This window comes from Pseudacidovorax sp. RU35E (genome assembly GCF_900156165.1).
In the GTDB taxonomy this organism is placed as follows: Bacteria; Pseudomonadota; Gammaproteobacteria; order Burkholderiales; family Burkholderiaceae_C; genus Xenophilus.
This window is the reverse complement of sequence record NZ_FTMY01000016.1, coordinates 102915-117720: the sequence shown is the minus strand read 5'-3', so window position 1 is coordinate 117720 and position 14806 is coordinate 102915. Positions and strand designations below refer to the sequence as shown.

The following is a 14806-nucleotide window of genomic DNA, read 5'->3' as shown; positions in this document are numbered from 1 at the left end:
TGTGAAGGACAGCCCGCGATGCTACGCGGCCAGGCGCAGGAGCTCTGCCCCTTCGGTGACCTGGTCGCCGGGCGCGAACAGCAGCTCGGCCACGGTGCCGTCGGCCGGCGCGGCGATGGTGTGCTCCATCTTCATGGCCTCCATCACCGCCAGCGGCTGGCCCTTGCTCACGGTGTCGCCCGCCTTGACGGCGAAGGACACCACCTTGCCGGGCATCGGCGCCGTCAGGCGCCCGCCCTCGGCCTGGGTGTCGCCGGCATGGGCGAGCCGGTCCACGGCGTCGATGCGGCCGGCGCCGGCCTGGCCGAACACATGCCACTGGTCCTGGTGGCGGTGCACGGCCAGCACCTCGCGGCGGCCGGCGAAGTCCAGCGACAGGCGACCGTCGGGCAGCAGGGTCCAGCGCAGGTCGCCCGCCACCTGCGACTCGCCCTCGCCCACGCTCAGGTGGCGCGTGGCGCCGGGGCCGTAGCGCAGCAGCGCAGTGGCGCCCTGGCCGTTGAAGTCGAAGGCGAAGGTCCGCATGGCGGCGCCGAGGCCGCGCCAGCCGTCGGCACGGCCGAAGGGGCCGCCCACGCCCTGCGCCGCCTCGTCGGCCAGCTGGCGCGCCACCACGGCCGCCGCCAGCAGCGACGGGCCGAGCGGATGGCGGTCGAAGAGCTGCGCCCGCTCGCGCTCGATCAGCGCCGTGTCCAGCCGCGCCTTCGAGAAGGACTCGGTGGCCAGCACGCCGCGCAGGAACTGCACGTTGGTCGCCACGCCCACGATCTGCACCTGCGCCAGCGCGGCGTCGAGCCGGGCCAGCGCCTGCTCGCGCGTGTCGCCATGCACGATCAGCTTGGCGATCATGGAGTCGTAGTAAGGCGAGATCTCGCCGCCCTCGCGCACGCCATCGTCGATGCGCACATCGGCCCGCGCGAAGGCCGCGGCGGCCGGCTTGCGGTAGACGGTCAGCGGGCCGGTGGCGGGCAGGAAGCCCTTGTCCGGGTTCTCGGCGCAGATGCGCGCCTCGATGGCATGGCCGTGGATGCGCAAGTCGTCCTGCGCCAGCGGCAGCGGCTCGCCGGCGGCCACGCGCAGTTGCCACTCCACGAGGTCCAGGCCAGTGATGGCCTCGGTCACCGGATGCTCCACCTGCAGCCGCGTGTTCATCTCCATGAAGTAGAAGGTCATGGCCTCGGGCGCGTCGTAGCCGCCGGTCTGCTCGACGATGAACTCAACCGTGCCGGCACCCACATAGTCCACGGCGCGGGCCGCATCGACGGCGGCCTGGCCCATGCGCTGGCGCAGCGCGGCCGGCATGCCGGGCGCGGGCGCTTCTTCCAGCACCTTCTGGTGGCGGCGCTGCACCGAGCAGTCGCGCTCGAACAGGTGCACGTAGTGGCCCTGCGTGTCGCCGAAGACCTGGATTTCGATGTGCCGCGGGCGCTGCACGTACTTCTCGATCAGCACCGCGTCGTCGCCGAAGCTGTTGATCGCCTCGCGCTGGCAACTGGCCAGGGCGGCGGCGAAGTCTTCGCTCTTCTCGACGATGCGCATGCCCTTGCCACCGCCGCCCGCGCTGGCCTTGATGAGTACGGGGTAGCCGATGCGGTCGGCCTCGCGCTGCAGCAGGGCCGGGTCCTGGTCGGCACCGTGGTAGCCGGGCACCAGCGGCACGCCCGCCTTCTCCATCAGCCGCTTGGACTCGGCCTTCAGGCCCATGGCCTGGATGGCCGAGGGCGGCGGGCCGATGAAGACCAGGCCCGCCTCGGCGCAGGCGCGGGCGAAGTCCTCGTTCTCGGACAGGAAGCCGTAGCCGGGATGGATGGCCTCGGCGCCGGTGGCGCGAGCGGCCTCCAGGATGCGTTCCCAACGCAGATAGCTTTCCTTGGGCGCGTTGCCGCCCAGGGCCACGGCCTCGTCGCAGGCGCGCACATGGTTGGCCTGCGCGTCGGCGTCGGAATACACGGCCACGGTGCGCACGCCCAGGCGGCGCGCGGTGGCGGCCACGCGGCAGGCGATCTCGCCTCTATTGGCGATGAGGATCTTCTTGAACATGAGGCAGGTCTCCGGACGATGTTGTGCCGCGGCGACCGCGGGCGAAGGCAGGGGCGACACCCGGGTCGGGCCGGCCGCTGAAGATGCGCGTGAGGCGGCCGACGAGCGCGCGCAAAAAGCGCCAGCTCTTGCGGATCAGCCACACGCTGAGGACGAGCACCAGCACGAGCGCCACCAGGAAGACCAGCGGATGCGCCAGCGCCAGCCACAGGCCGGCGGGCACCAGCGAGTCCTCGGCCAGCGAGGCGCCCACGTTGGTGAAGGGCTCGGGCGAGGTGTTGATCGCCGCGCGCGTGGTGGCCTTGGCCGCATGCGCCGTGGCCGCGAAGCCGCCGCCCACCAGCGCCGCCACCACCGCCATGGCCGCATGGTCGGCGCCGAACACCGAGGCCGCGAGGGCCGCGCCGGCCGGGATGCGGATCACCGTGTGGACCATGTCCCAGAGCGAATCCAGGCCCGGGATCTTGTCGGCGAAGAATTCGACGAAGACCAGGAAGCCGCTGACGATCAGCACCACCGGATGCGACAGCGCCTGCAGCCCCGCCGGCAGCGGCACCCAGCCCAGCCAGCCGGCCAGGCCCACCAGCAGCACCGCCAGGTACAGCCGCACGCCGCTGGCCCATCCCAGGGCGGCGGCCAGGGCGAGCAGTTGGGGAAAGTCCAGACCGTCCATCGGCGACCGATCAGCGCGCCTGGGTCCAGGCCGGCTTGCGCTTTTCCAGGAAGGCACGAAGGCCTTCCTGCCCCTCTTCGCTGGCACGCAGGCCAGCGATGCGGCGCACCGTCTCCGCCGTCAGCTCGTCATCGATGGGCTGGCCCGTCACGTCGCGCAGCAGGCGCTTGGACTCGGCCACGGCGCCGGGTGCGGCGGCCAGGATGTTCTTGAGCACCTCGTCCACCTTGGCGTCCAGCGCGTCGGCGGCCACCACCTCGTGCACGAAGCCCATGCGATGCGCCTCGGCCGCCGTGAAGCGCTCGGCCGTGAGGAAGTAGCGCTGCGCCGCACGCGCGCCCATTGCCCGGATCACGTAGGGACTGATGGTGGCGGGGATGAGGCCGATCTTCACCTCGCTGAGGCAGTAGTGCGCGCTATCTGCGCTGATGGCCACGTCACACACCGACACCAGGCCCATGCCACCCGCGTACACATCGCCCTGGATGCGCGCGATGACCGGCAGGCGGCTCTCGGCCAGGGTGCGCAGCATGCGCGGCAGACCGGCGGCGTCCTGCAGGTTCTGCTCGGGCGTGAAGCTGGCGGCCCGCTTCATCCAGTTGAGGTTGGCCCCGGCGCAGAAGGCCGGGCCGCGCCCGCCCAGCACCACGGCACGCACGCCGCTTGCGTCCTGGGCCTGCGCAAAGGCCTTGGCCAGCTCGCGGATGAAGACGTCGTCGATGGCGTTGCGCATCTCGGGGCGGTTGAGCCAGATGCGGGCGACAGGGCCTTCGATGGTGAGTTCGAGCGTGGTGAAGTCGGTCATTGGCGTGTCTCGTGTGTGTCGTTGGAAGGGACGCTCAATCGCGCAGCGCCGGAAAGCCCAGCCGCTGCAGAAAGCCGGACACAACCGGCTGCCAGACCTGCGGTGCGCGGGTGAAGGTGCTGTGGCCGTCCTCGCCCTGTGGCGGGAACTGCACGAACTCGCCGCTGCCGCCGGCGGCGCGGAAGGCCGAGAACCACTGGCGCGGCCATTCAGGGCCGAAGTACTGGTCGTTCTCGGCATAGAGCCACAGGGTGGGCATGCGCACGGCGCGGCCGTAGCTGGCGAAGAGTTCGCCCATCTGCTGCGGCGAACAGGGATTGCCGGCACGCGTGCGCGGATCGCCGCCGCCACCGCCGGCGAAGTTGATCGCGGCCACCACGCCGGGTGTGGCCCGCGCCGCGGCGGCAATGGCCGTGGCCCCGCCATAGGACTGGCCCACGATGACGGCGCGCGCCGGATCCGCACCGGGCATGGCGCGCACGGCGGCCAGCGCCGCAAGCGCCTGGTCGGCCGCTGCGCCATATCCCGCGGCATAGTCGCGCCGCTGGCAGGCCCCGCTGTCCTCCACGTCCGGCCCGCCCGTCACGCCGTAGCCCACGCGCGTAGGCACCGCGACGATGAAGCCGTGGCGCACGAAGAAGCGGGAGGCCTCGTGATAGCGCGCGCGGCCCAGCGCGGCGCGGCCGGCCGCGTCGACCGCCCGGCCGTGGTTGAGCACCAGCACCGGGGCCGGGTGCGGATTGGCGTCGTCGTCGAACACGGTGACGCGGATCGTCTGGGCGACGCGCCGGCCCTGCATGTCCTGCACCGAGACGGGCACGTCGAACTGGGTTTCGCGCAGCGTCGCATGCGCAGGAAGAAGGGCAGCCGCCAGCGGCAGGGCCAGCCATGCGCGCCGGAGGGCACTGGCAATCGTCCGCACCCATGCTCGCCCCCCGGGGCCGCGCCCGACCGGCGGGCGGCTGGTGCGAGAGGGATGGCGGTCGCGCGGATACATGGCTTCAGTTCTTCCAGCCGAGCAGGCCGTCGATGCCGTCGAAATCGCGGTCGCCAAGCAGGAGCGCACAGCCATGCTCCACGCACCAGGCGGCGACCATCAGGTCGATGGGGCTGCGCACGGTGATGCCGCGCTGGCGCTGCTGGCGGTAGATGTCGGCGGCACGCAGGGCCACGGCTTCGCCACCAGCCGTGGCGATGGGCAGCATGCGCAGGCGCTGGCGGGCCAGCCGCTGCTCCCGGTCATGCACGAAGCCGCGCAGCACCTCCATCAGCACCAGGTCGAGCAGCACCAGTTCGTTGGCGCTGTCGTCCAGCAGGGCGTCCAGGGCCTGGGTGCGCGGCGTCGTGCGGCCGCGGAAGTAGTCGATCCAGACGCTGGAGTCGACGGTGATCATGGCTTCGCGCGCTTCCTGGCGGAAGGCTTGGACGCGGCGGCGGCATAGGGGGCCGGCTGGTCCTGCACGGCCACGGACTCGGCCTCGAGCGTCGTCCAGTCCACGCTGGCGTCGACCGCCCAGGTGAGCTTGCCGCGCAGGGCGCGCAGGTCTTGATAGGCCTTGCGGCGCGCCAGAAGGCGCAGGCCCTCTTCCACCGCCTCCTTCTTGGTGCTGAAGCCGCCGGCCTTCATGGCGGCCTCCATCAGCGCGTCGTCGATCACGATGTTGGTCCGCATGGCAATCCCTGTGTGTATGAAAACAAAAAATCATACACATCGCGCCTCACATGCGGAACACGCCGAACTTCGGCTCGGGGATGGGCGCATGCCGCGCCGCGGCCAGGCCGAGCGCCAGCACGCGGCGGGTGTCGGCGGGGTCGATGATGCCGTCGTCCCACAGGCGGGCGGTGGCGTAGTAGGGGTGGCCCTGGTCCTCGTACTGCTGGCGGATCGGGGCCTTGAAGGCTTCTTCCTCGTCCTGGCTCCACTGGCCGCCGCGGGCCTCGATGCCGTCGCGCTTGACGGTGGCCAGCACGCTGGCGGCCTGCTCGCCGCCCATCACGCTGATGCGGGCGTTGGGCCACATCCAGAGGAAGCGCGGCGAGTAGGCCCGGCCGCACATGCCGTAATTGCCGGCGCCGAAGCTGCCGCCGATGATGACCGTGAACTTGGGCACGTTGACCGTGGCCACCGCCGTCACCATCTTGGCGCCGTGGCGGGCGATGCCCTCGTTCTCGTACTTGCGGCCCACCATGAAGCCGGTGATGTTCTGCAGGAACACGAGCGGGATCTTGCGCTGGCCGCACAGCTCGATGAAGTGCGCGCCCTTCTGCGCCGACTCCGAGAACAGGATGCCGTTGTTGGCCACGATGCCCACCGGCATGCCCTCGATGGCCGCGAAGCCGCAGACCAGCGTGGTGCCGAAGCGGGCCTTGAACTCGTGGAACTCGCTGCCGTCGACGATGCGGGCAATGATCTCGCGCACGTCGAAGGGCTTGCGCGTGTCGGTGGGGATGACGCCGTAGAGGTCTTCGGGGGGGTAGACAGGCTCTTCGAAGCTTGGCGAGCCTCCACCCGTTCGGGCTGAGCCTGTCGAAGCCGGGGCCGGCACTTCGACAGGCTCAGTGCGAACGGACTGGGGAACATTCAGGTTCCTCACCGCCTCCCGCGCCAGCGCCAGCGCATGCAGGTCGTTCTGCGCCAGGTGGTCGGCCACGCCCGACAGGCGGGTGTGCACGTCGCCGCCGCCCAGGTCCTCGGCCGACACCACCTCGCCCGTGGCGGCCTTCACCAGCGGCGGGCCGCCCAGGAAGATGGTGCCCTGCTCCTTGACGATGATCGACTCGTCGCTCATGGCCGGCACATAGGCGCCGCCCGCGGTGCACGAGCCCATCACCACCGCGATCTGCGCGATGCCGTCGGCGCTCATGTTGGCCTGGTTGTAGAAGATGCGGCCAAAGTGGTCGCGGTCGGGGAACACATCGTCCTGGTTCGGCAGGTTGGCGCCGCCCGAATCGACCAGGTAGATGCAGGGCAGCCGGTTCTGCGCCGCGATCTCCTGCGCGCGCAGGTGCTTCTTGACCGTCATCGGGTAGTAGGTGCCGCCCTTCACCGTGGCGTCGTTGCACACCACCATGCAGTCCACGCCGCTCACGCGGCCGATGCCGGCGATGAGGCCGGCGCCCGGCGCGTCGCCGTTGTACATGGCATGGGCCGCCAGCGGCGCGATCTCCAGGAAGGGCGAGCCCGGGTCCAGCAGCTGCTGCACCCGGTCGCGCGGCAGCAGCTTGCCGCGGGCCGTGTGCTTGGCGCGCGCGGCCTCGCCGCCGCCCTGCTCCACCCGCGCGAACTGGGCGCGCAGGTCGTCCACCAGCGAGCGCATGGCGACCGCGTTGGCCTGGAAGGCCTCGGATCTGGGATTGAGTTGGGAGACCAGTTTGCTCATGAATGTCCTTGGAGCCTGACGCGCGGCCGCGTGCCGCGCGAAGATGATGCGAACCCTCGGCGGCGGCGGCGGACACTGCGAGCCCGCCCCTCCCACCACCTCACAAAGTCCTTGAAGAAGAAAAACGAGTGCACACCGTCGAAACCGTCCTGCTGGTGCTGATGCTCGGCGCCCTCACCGGCATTGCTGCCCGCTACCTGCGTGCCATCCCGCTGCCGCTGATCCAGATCGCCCTGGGCGCCGCCCTCTCGTGGCCGCAGCACGGGCTGCACATCGCCTTCGATCCGGAGCTGTTTCTGCTGCTGTTCATCCCGCCGCTGCTGTTCGCGGACGGCTGGCGCATCCCCAAGCGGGAGTTCTTCGCGCTGCACCGGCCCATCCTCAAGCTGGCCTTCGGCCTGGTGGCCTTCACCGTGTTCGGCCTGGGCTCGCTGGTGCACTGGATGATCCCGGAGATGCCGCTGCCGGTGGCCTTCGCCCTGGCTGCGGTGGTTTCGCCCACCGACGCCGTGGCCGTCTCGGCCATCACGCGGCGCCTGGGCATGCCGGCCAAGACCATGCATGTGCTGGAGGGCGAATCGCTGCTGAACGATGCCTCGGGCCTGGTGGCGCTCAAGTTCGCCGTCGCGGCCACCGTCACCGGCCTGTTCTCGTGGGCACAGGCGACGCGCGAGTTCCTGTGGATCGCCCTGGGCGGCGTGGGCGCCGGCACGCTGATGGGCTGGGCCTTCGCGCATGCCCGCGCCGTCGTCACCCGCCGGCTGGGCGACGTGGCCGCCACGCAGATGGTGCTGCTGCTGGTGCTGCTGCCCTTCGCGGCCTACATCGTGGGCGAACGCATCGGCGTCTCGGGCATCCTGGCCGCGGTGGCGGCCGGCATCGCCACCAACTTCGCCGACCTGGAACGCGGCGAGTTCGTGGCCGAGCGCATGCAGGCCGAAGGCACCTGGACCATGATCGAGTCGGCCTTCAACGGCGCCATCTTCCTGCTGCTGGGGCTGCAGCTGCCCTCCATCCTTCGCACGGTGGACGAGAGCAGACACCATGGCGCCTGGACGCTGGTGGGCTACGTGTTCGTCATTTCGGCTGCGCTGCTGCTGCTGCGCTGGGTGTGGCTGCAGGTGGCGGTGCGCAGCAGCCTGCGCCGCGCGCATCAGGACGGGCGCATGGCCGAGCAGCCGTCCTGGCGCCTGACGCTCGCCACCACACTGGCCGGCATCCGCGGCGCGTTGACGCTGGCCGGCGCCCTCTCGATCCCGCTGATGATCAACGAGACGACGCCCTTCCCCTCGCGCGACCTGCTGGTCTTCCTGGCCACGGGCACCATCCTCGTGACGCTGCTGGTGGGCAGCATCGGCCTGCCGCTGGTGCTTCGCAATCTGCCCCAGCCAGCCGAAGCGCCCGAGGTGCGCGAGGAACGCGAGGCCCGGATCGCCGCCTGCCATGCCGCCATCGCCAGCCTGGTGCGCAGCCAGAAGGCGCTGGACGGCGTGGACGCCGACACCGCTGCCCAGCGCCAGGAGATGGTCGGCCGCATCACCCAGCAGTACCGGGTGCGGCTGGAGCTGCTGGACGACGACAGCACCACCGCCTCCACGCCGGAGACCCGTGCCGACGAGGCCGAGGCGGTGCGGGCGCGCAAGCAGGGCTTCGTGAACGAGCTGGCGCTGCGCCTGACCTGTCTGCAGGCCGAGCGGCATGCGCTGTATGCCGAGCGCCAGGCGCACCGCATCAACGACGCCTCGCTGCGCGAGCTGGTCGGTGAACTCGACATGGCCGAGGTGTCGCTGCGCAAGCGGCTGCGCGCCGCGCGCCAAGCCGCGGGCCTCGCGCCGCACGGCCCGGGCTCGCGCGACTGACGCTCGGGGCATCGCGGGCGCGCCTGCCGCCCTGCCTGCGACCGCCGACAGGCTCATGCAGTCTTCTCGGCCGTCAGGCCCAGTTCGTCGGCCATCTGGTCGCGGATGCGGTATTTCTGGATCTTGCCGGTCACCGTCATCGGGAAGGCCTCGACGAAGCGGATGTACTTCGGCACCTTGTAGTGGGCGATCTGGCCCTGGCAGAAGGCGCGGATGTCGGCCTCGGTGGGCTGCTGGCCGGGCTTGGGAATGATCCAGGCGCACAGCTCCTCGCCGTACCTGCGGTCGGGCAGGCCCACCACCTGCACGTCCTGCACCTGCGGATGGCGATACAGGAACTCCTCGATCTCGCGCGGGTAGATGTTCTCGCCGCCGCGGATCACCATGTCCTTGATGCGGCCGACGATGTTGACGTAGCCCTCGTCGTCCATGGTGGCCAGGTCGCCGGTGTGCATCCAGCCTTCGGTGTCGATGGCCTCGCGGGTCTTGGCCTCGTCGCCCCAGTAGCCGTGCATCACCGAGTAGCCGCGGGTGCACAGCTCGCCGGGCTGGCCGCGCGGCACGGTGGCGCCCGATTCGGGGTCGACGATCTTCACCTCCAGGTGCGGCTGCACCGTACCCACGGTGGAGACGCGCCGCTCCAGCGGCGTGTCGGTGCTGCTCTGGCAGCTCACCGGGCTGGTCTCGGTCATGCCGTAGGCGATGGTGATCTCGCCAAGGTGCATGCGGTCCACCACCCGCTTCATCACCTCGATGGGGCAGGCGGTGCCGGCCATGATGCCGGTGCGCAGGCTGGAGAGATCGAACTCGCCGAAGCGCGGATGGTCCAGCTCGGCGATGAACATGGTGGGCACGCCGTGCAGGCCCGTGCACCGTTCGGCCTGCACCGCTTCGAGCGTGAGCAGCGGGTCGAAGCCGTCGTTGGGATACACGATGGCGCTGCCGTGCGTCAGGCAGGCCAGGTTGCCCAGCACCATGCCGAAGCAGTGGTACATGGGCACGGGGATGCACAGCCGGTCCTCGGGGCCCAGCTTCATGCATTCGCCGATGAAGTAGCCGTTGTTGAGGATGTTGCGGTGCGTGAGCGTCGCGCCCTTGGGAAAGCCCGTGGTGCCGCTGGTGAACTGGATGTTGATGGGGTCGGTGGCCTTCAAGGTGGCCTGCACCTGGCCCACGCGCGGGTCGGCCGCGTCGCCGCTGGCCAGCAGCTGCGAGAAGCGCGCGGTGGCGATGTCCGGCCCGGCCTCGTCGGCAGCGCCGGGGGCGTCGATCCACCAGATGTTCTTGAGGTGGGGCAGCCGGGCCGCGCCCAGCTCGCGCAGCATGGCCAGGTACGCGCTGGTCTTGAAGCGCGGCATGGTCACCAGCGCCTTGCAGCCCACTTTGTTGAGCGCGTACTCGACCTCCGACGTGCGATAGGCCGGGTTGATGTTGACCAGCACCAGCCCCGCCTTGGCGGTGGCGATCTGCATTAGCACCCAGGCCAGGTTGTTGTGCGACCAGATGCCGATGCGCTCGCCCGGCTGCAGGCCGGCGCGCAGCAGGGCGCTGGCCAAGCGCGTCGCCTGCGCCTGCAGCTCGCCATACGACAGGCGCACGCCCTCGTGCCGGCTCACCAGCGCCAATGCATCGGGCTGGCGCGCGACCATGGCGTCGAAGAAGTCACCGATGGTCTGCTCGATCAGGGCGGGCTCGGTGGCGCCGCGGGCGTAGCTGTCGGTCATGTGCGCCTCCTCAGGCCGTTTCGGCGAACAGCTCGCGGCCGATGAGCATGCGGCGGATCTCGCTGGTGCCGGCGCCGATCTCGTAGAGCTTGGCGTCGCGCCACAGGCGCTCGACCGGGAAGTCCTTGGTGTAGCCCACGCCGCCCAGGGCCTGGATCGCCTCGCCGGCCATCCAGGTGGCCTTCTCGGCGGAGTACAGGATGGCGCCGGCCGCGTCCTTGCGGAAGGTGCGTGCATGGTCGGCCGTGTCGCAGGCGCGGCCCACGGCGTACACATAGGCACGGCAGGCCTGCCAGGTGCTGTACATGTCGGCGATCTTGCCCTGCATGAGCTGGAACTCGCCGATGCTCTGGCCGAACTGCTGCCGCTCGTGCACGAAGGGCAGCACCGCGTCCATGCAGGCGGCCATGATGCCCAGCGGGCCGCCGGAGAGCACGGCGCGCTCGTAGTCCAGGCCGCTCATCAGCACCTTGGCACCGTTGCCCTCGCCGCCCAGGACGTTCTCCTCGGGCACTTCGCAGTTGTCGAAAAACAGCGGGTAGGTGTTGCTGCCGCGCATGCCCAGCTTGTCGAGCTTGGTGCCGGCAGAAAAGCCCTTGAAGCCCTTCTCGACCAGGAAGGCCGTCATGCCGCGCGCGCCCATCTCGGGCTCGGTCTTGGCGTAGATGACCAGCGTGTCGGCATCGCCGCCGTTGGTGATCCACATCTTGCTGCCGTTGAGGACGTAGTAGCCGTCCTTCTTGTCGGCGCGCAGCTTCATGCTCACCACGTCGGAGCCGGCGTTGGGCTCACTCATGGCCAGGGCGCCCACATGCTCGCCGCTGACCAGCTTGGGCAGGTACTTTTTCTTCTGCGCCTCGCTGCCGTTGCGGTGGATCTGGTTGACGCACAGGTTGGAATGCGCGCCGTACGACAGGCCCACCGAGGCCGAGGCGCGCGACACCTCTTCCATGGCGACGATGTGGGCCAGGTAGCCCAGCTCGGTGCCGCCGAATTCCTCCTTCACGGTCATGCCGTGCAGGCCCAGGCTGCCGAGCTTGGCCCACAGGTCGCGGGGGAAGAGGTTCTCGCGGTCGATGTCCGCGGCGCGCGGCGTGATCTCGTGGGCGCAGAAATCGGCGATGGCCTCGCGCAGGGCGTCGAGGGTGTCGCCTAGGCCGAAGTCCAGGCCGGGCAGGCGTTGTGCGGACATGCGTCGTCTCCGTGGAAAGTGTGCGAAAGCCGGTTCAGCTTACGCCTGAGGGATTCGCATTTGGCGACACAATGGTTGCAAATCCCGCCATCGGCCGATGGCTCGGGTTATCCACTAGATGCCCTCTCCCCGCTTCCTCAGACCCCAGCGCGCGGCCACGCCGATGGCCTTCGTGCGAGCCATCGTGCAGGGCTATGCCCGCTACGGCGTGGACCCGGGCGCAGCCCTGCGCGCGGCACAGATCACGCCGCGCGAGTTGTGGCGGCCCGAGGCGCGCGTCACCGCGGCGCAGTTCGAGGCGCTCAACGAGCATGCGATGCAGGAGCTGGACGACGAGGCCCTGGGCTGGTTCAGCCGGCGCCTGCCCTGGGGCAGCCACGGCATGCTGTGCCGCGCCTCCATCACGGCGCCCGACCTGGGCGTGGCCATCAAGCGCTGGTGCCGCCACCACCGGCTGCTGGTGGACGACATCGCGCTGCGGCTGGAGGTGGAGGGCGAGGTGGCCTCGGTGTGGATCGAGGAGATGCGCCCGCTCGGCAGCTTCCGCGAGTTCTGCCTGGTCTCGAGCCTGCGCTTTCTGCATGGCTTTGCCAGCTGGGTCATCGACTCACGGCTGTGGCTGCAGGAGGCGCACTTCCCGTTCGAGGCGCCGCCGCATGCCGATGCGTACGGCCTGATGTTCAGCGGCCGGCTGCACTTCGGCGCGGCGCAGGCGGGCTTTCGCTTCGACGCGCGCTACCTGGCGCTGCCGCTATTGCGCGACGAGGCCGCCCTGCGCACCATGCTGCGCCGCGCCTTGCCGCTGACGGTGCTGCAGTACCGCCGAGACCGGCTGCTGGGCCAGCGCGTGCGCGAGGTGCTGCGCACGCATGGCGCGCAGGCCTCCACCGCCGAGGGGCTGGCCGCGCTGCTGCACATCTCCAGCCGCACCCTGCACCGGCAGCTGCTGGCCGAAGGGCTGAGCCTGCAGGGCCTGAAGGACGAGGTGCGCCGGCAGCAGGCCATCGAGCTGCTGCAGCGCACGGCGCGGCCGGTCAAGCAGGTGGCGCTGGCGGTGGGCTTTCGCAACGAGAAGAGCTTTTCGCGCGCCTTTCGCGAATGGACGGGGCAGAGCCCGGGGGCGTTTCGGGCCGCGGCGGCGCAGCAGGAGCCGAGCGGCTGATCGACTCAGTCGCCCGCAGGTGCCGCGTACACCAGCACCTTCAACGCCCGCTCGTCCGACACGTCCGCGAACGCCGCCGGATTGGCCACCCGCTCGACGAACTGCAGCGTCGGCGCCAGCTCGGGCATCTGGTCCTGCAGAAAGGCCACGCCCAGCTCCGGCGCATTGAGGCACAGCAGCGCATGCCCGCCCGGCGCCAGCAGCTCGGGCAGACGGCGCATCAGCCGCGCATAGTCCTTGGTCGCAACGAAGCTGCCCTTCTGATAGCTGGGCGGATCGACCACCACCAGGTCGTAGGGCCCGCCGCGCGTGACCTTGCCCCAGGTCTTGAACAGGTCGTGCGGCAGAAAGCTGGCGCCGCCCTCCACGCCGTTGAGCCGGTGGTTCTGCTGGCCGATGGCGATGGCCCCCGCGCTCATGTCCACATTGACCACGCGGCCCGCGCCCGCCTGCAGCGCCACCACCGAGAAGGCGCAGGTGTAGGCGAAGAGGTTGAGCACCGCCGCCCCCGGCCGCGCAGCCACATGCGCCCGCACCCAGCGCCGGCCCTCGGCCATGTCGACGAAGAGGCCGTGGTTCTGGCCGCGCAGCACATGCACGCGGTAGCGGGCGCCGTCCTCGGTCACCACATGCGGGTCGGGCACCGCGCCAACCATGAGCTGCGTTTCGCTGCGGCCCTCGTGCCGGCACTGGTAGACCCAGTTCAGCGGCTCGCCCGGCGCCACCTCGGCCCATCGCGCCTGCAGGGCGTCGCCGATGCGACCCAGGTCCTCATCGGCCAGCGGCTTGAAGCTGGTGAGCACGAAGACCGGTGGATAGGCGTCGAGCACCAGGTGCTCGCAGCCAGGGTGCAGGCCGCCGCGGCCGTGGAAGATGCGCCGCGCGTCAGGGGCGGGCGCCAAGGTATGGATGGCGTCGAGAAGTGCTTGCATGAGCCGGCGAGGTTGCCACGAAAACCCCGCCGCCCGGCCGAGGCCTCAGGCGGCGCCGGTCGTGCCCAGCGACGCGGGAACGGGCGGCGGCGCCTCGACGACCTTGCCGTCGCCGGCGTCCATGGCCATCCACGCCGCGAGGCCGCCCTCCAACACGCGCACGCGCGGCAGCCCTGCCGCCATCAGCACGCGCGCCGCCGCGATGGCCGACGCGTCGTCCGGGCAGTCGCAGAAGACCACCAGCTCGCGGCCATCCGCCAGGGGGCCGAGAGCATGCGGCAACTCGCGCAACGCGAAGCCGACGGCGCCGGGTATGACCCGCGGATCGATCGCCCGCACCTGCTCGCCCCGCATGTCGAGCACTGCCGGCGCGCGCCCCTGCGCCAGCGCGGTGCGAAGGGCATCGACGGTGATGGTCACGATGTCGTCGGCGTGGCGCGCCATCCGGCGCTGGTAGTAGCGCCAGAGCAGAAAGGCCAGCATCAGCGCACCGCCCACCACCGTGGCGGCCAGCCCGATGTCGGCCAGCACGGCCAGCACGTCGCGGATGGCGGCATGGAAGATCGCGCCGAGCAGCAGGTAGCCCAACGTCCAGACCAGCGCGCCTGCCGTCTCGTAGGCAAGGAAGCGGGCATTCGACATGCCCAGCGCGCCGGCCATGGGCGGTGCCACCACCGACACGCCCGGCACGTACTTGGCCGCGATCAGCGACAGCCCGCCCCAGCGCCCGAGGATCGATTCGCTGCGCGAGACGCAGGTATCGGCCGAGAGCGAGAGGCGGCACAGCAGGCGCATGACGGCGTAGCCCCAGCGGCGCCCCGCCAGGAACCACGCGCCATCGCCCAGCACGTTGCCCACCAGCGAGGCGATGACGATGCCCACGGCGTTGAGTGCCGTACCGCCCACCGCCAGGCCGCCCGCCGCCACCAGAAAAGGCACGGCCGGGACCGGCGCGCCCAGGCGCGCGGCCAGCGTCACCACGAAGACGACCGCGGGCCCCTGGGTCGCGAGCAGCGAAATGAGGTCGTTCATGACCGCC

General features: G+C 70.6%; 13 protein-coding genes. 2 read left to right on the top strand and 11 right to left on the bottom strand.

Annotation, left to right across the window (positions count from 1 at the left end):
• Window positions 1-21: 21 nt before the first annotated feature.
• Genes BXA03_RS23705 through BXA03_RS23675 form a run of 7 tightly spaced genes read right to left on the bottom strand, consistent with a single transcriptional unit; the run spans window position 22 to window position 6898 of the window.
• Complete coding sequence (locus BXA03_RS23705) at window positions 22-2040, bottom strand: acetyl/propionyl/methylcrotonyl-CoA carboxylase subunit alpha (protein ID WP_076511648.1); 2019 nt, start codon at window positions 2038-2040, stop codon at window positions 22-24.
• Window positions 2012-2713 carry a DUF4126 domain-containing protein gene (locus BXA03_RS23700; protein WP_083716355.1) on the bottom strand — a complete coding sequence of 234 codons (702 nt, stop codon included), beginning with the start codon at window positions 2711-2713 and terminating at the stop codon, window positions 2012-2014. The genes BXA03_RS23705 and BXA03_RS23700 overlap by 29 nt, the downstream gene beginning before the upstream one ends.
• A gap of 10 nt (window positions 2714-2723) precedes the next feature.
• Complete coding sequence (locus BXA03_RS23695) at window positions 2724-3518, bottom strand: enoyl-CoA hydratase/isomerase family protein (protein WP_076511647.1); 795 nt, start codon at window positions 3516-3518, stop codon at window positions 2724-2726.
• A gap of 34 nt (window positions 3519-3552) precedes the next feature.
• Window positions 3553-4515 carry an alpha/beta hydrolase family protein gene (locus BXA03_RS23690; RefSeq protein WP_143476428.1) on the bottom strand — a complete coding sequence of 321 codons (963 nt, stop codon included), beginning with the start codon at window positions 4513-4515 and terminating at the stop codon, window positions 3553-3555.
• 4 nt (window positions 4516-4519) lie between these two features.
• A complete protein-coding gene (locus BXA03_RS23685; protein ID WP_076511646.1) occupies window positions 4520-4912 on the bottom strand; it encodes a type II toxin-antitoxin system VapC family toxin in 393 nt (130 codons plus the stop codon).
• Entirely contained in the window at window positions 4909-5190 is a 282-nt protein-coding gene (locus tag BXA03_RS23680; protein ID WP_076511645.1) for a type II toxin-antitoxin system VapB family antitoxin, read from the bottom strand. The genes BXA03_RS23685 and BXA03_RS23680 overlap by 4 nt, the downstream gene beginning before the upstream one ends.
• 46 nt (window positions 5191-5236) lie before the next feature.
• The gene (locus BXA03_RS23675) at window positions 5237-6898 is read right to left on the bottom strand and encodes a carboxyl transferase domain-containing protein (RefSeq protein ID WP_076511644.1); all 1662 of its coding nucleotides are present in this window, start codon (window positions 6896-6898) and stop codon (window positions 5237-5239) included.
• A 128-nt stretch (window positions 6899-7026) separates the two neighbouring features.
• Here BXA03_RS23675 and BXA03_RS23670 point away from each other — a divergent pair, with 128 nt between their 5' ends.
• Window positions 7027-8757 carry a Na+/H+ antiporter gene (locus tag BXA03_RS23670; protein WP_076511643.1) on the top strand — a complete coding sequence of 577 codons (1731 nt, stop codon included), beginning with the start codon at window positions 7027-7029 and terminating at the stop codon, window positions 8755-8757.
• A gap of 53 nt (window positions 8758-8810) precedes the next feature.
• On the opposite strand, the gene BXA03_RS23665 is transcribed toward BXA03_RS23670, so the two are convergent.
• Both BXA03_RS23665 and BXA03_RS23660 read right to left on the bottom strand, forming a co-directional pair.
• Window positions 8811-10481, bottom strand: coding sequence for an AMP-binding protein (locus BXA03_RS23665; protein WP_076511642.1), 1671 nt, complete (start codon window positions 10479-10481; stop codon window positions 8811-8813).
• Window positions 10482-10491: 10 nt separating this feature from the next.
• On the bottom strand, window positions 10492-11673 hold the full coding sequence (locus BXA03_RS23660; RefSeq protein WP_076511641.1) for an isovaleryl-CoA dehydrogenase: 1182 nt from the start codon (window positions 11671-11673) through the stop codon (window positions 10492-10494).
• 118 nt (window positions 11674-11791) lie between these two features.
• On the opposite strand from BXA03_RS23660, the gene BXA03_RS23655 reads away from it, so the two are divergent.
• Window positions 11792-12835: an AraC family transcriptional regulator gene (locus BXA03_RS23655; RefSeq protein WP_076511640.1), complete on the top strand. Its 1044-nt coding sequence runs from the start codon at window positions 11792-11794 to the stop codon at window positions 12833-12835.
• Between the two features lie 5 nt (window positions 12836-12840).
• Here BXA03_RS23655 and BXA03_RS23650 read toward each other — a convergent pair whose 3' ends face one another.
• Together BXA03_RS23650 and BXA03_RS23645 are read right to left on the bottom strand one after the other, a co-directional pair.
• On the bottom strand, window positions 12841-13767 hold the full coding sequence (locus BXA03_RS23650) for a class I SAM-dependent methyltransferase (RefSeq protein WP_076511639.1): 927 nt from the start codon (window positions 13765-13767) through the stop codon (window positions 12841-12843).
• Between the two features lie 45 nt (window positions 13768-13812).
• Window positions 13813-14799, bottom strand: a complete 987-nt coding sequence (locus tag BXA03_RS23645; protein ID WP_076511638.1) for a VTT domain-containing protein — start codon at window positions 14797-14799, stop codon at window positions 13813-13815.
• Between the last annotated feature and the right edge of the window lie 7 nt (window positions 14800-14806).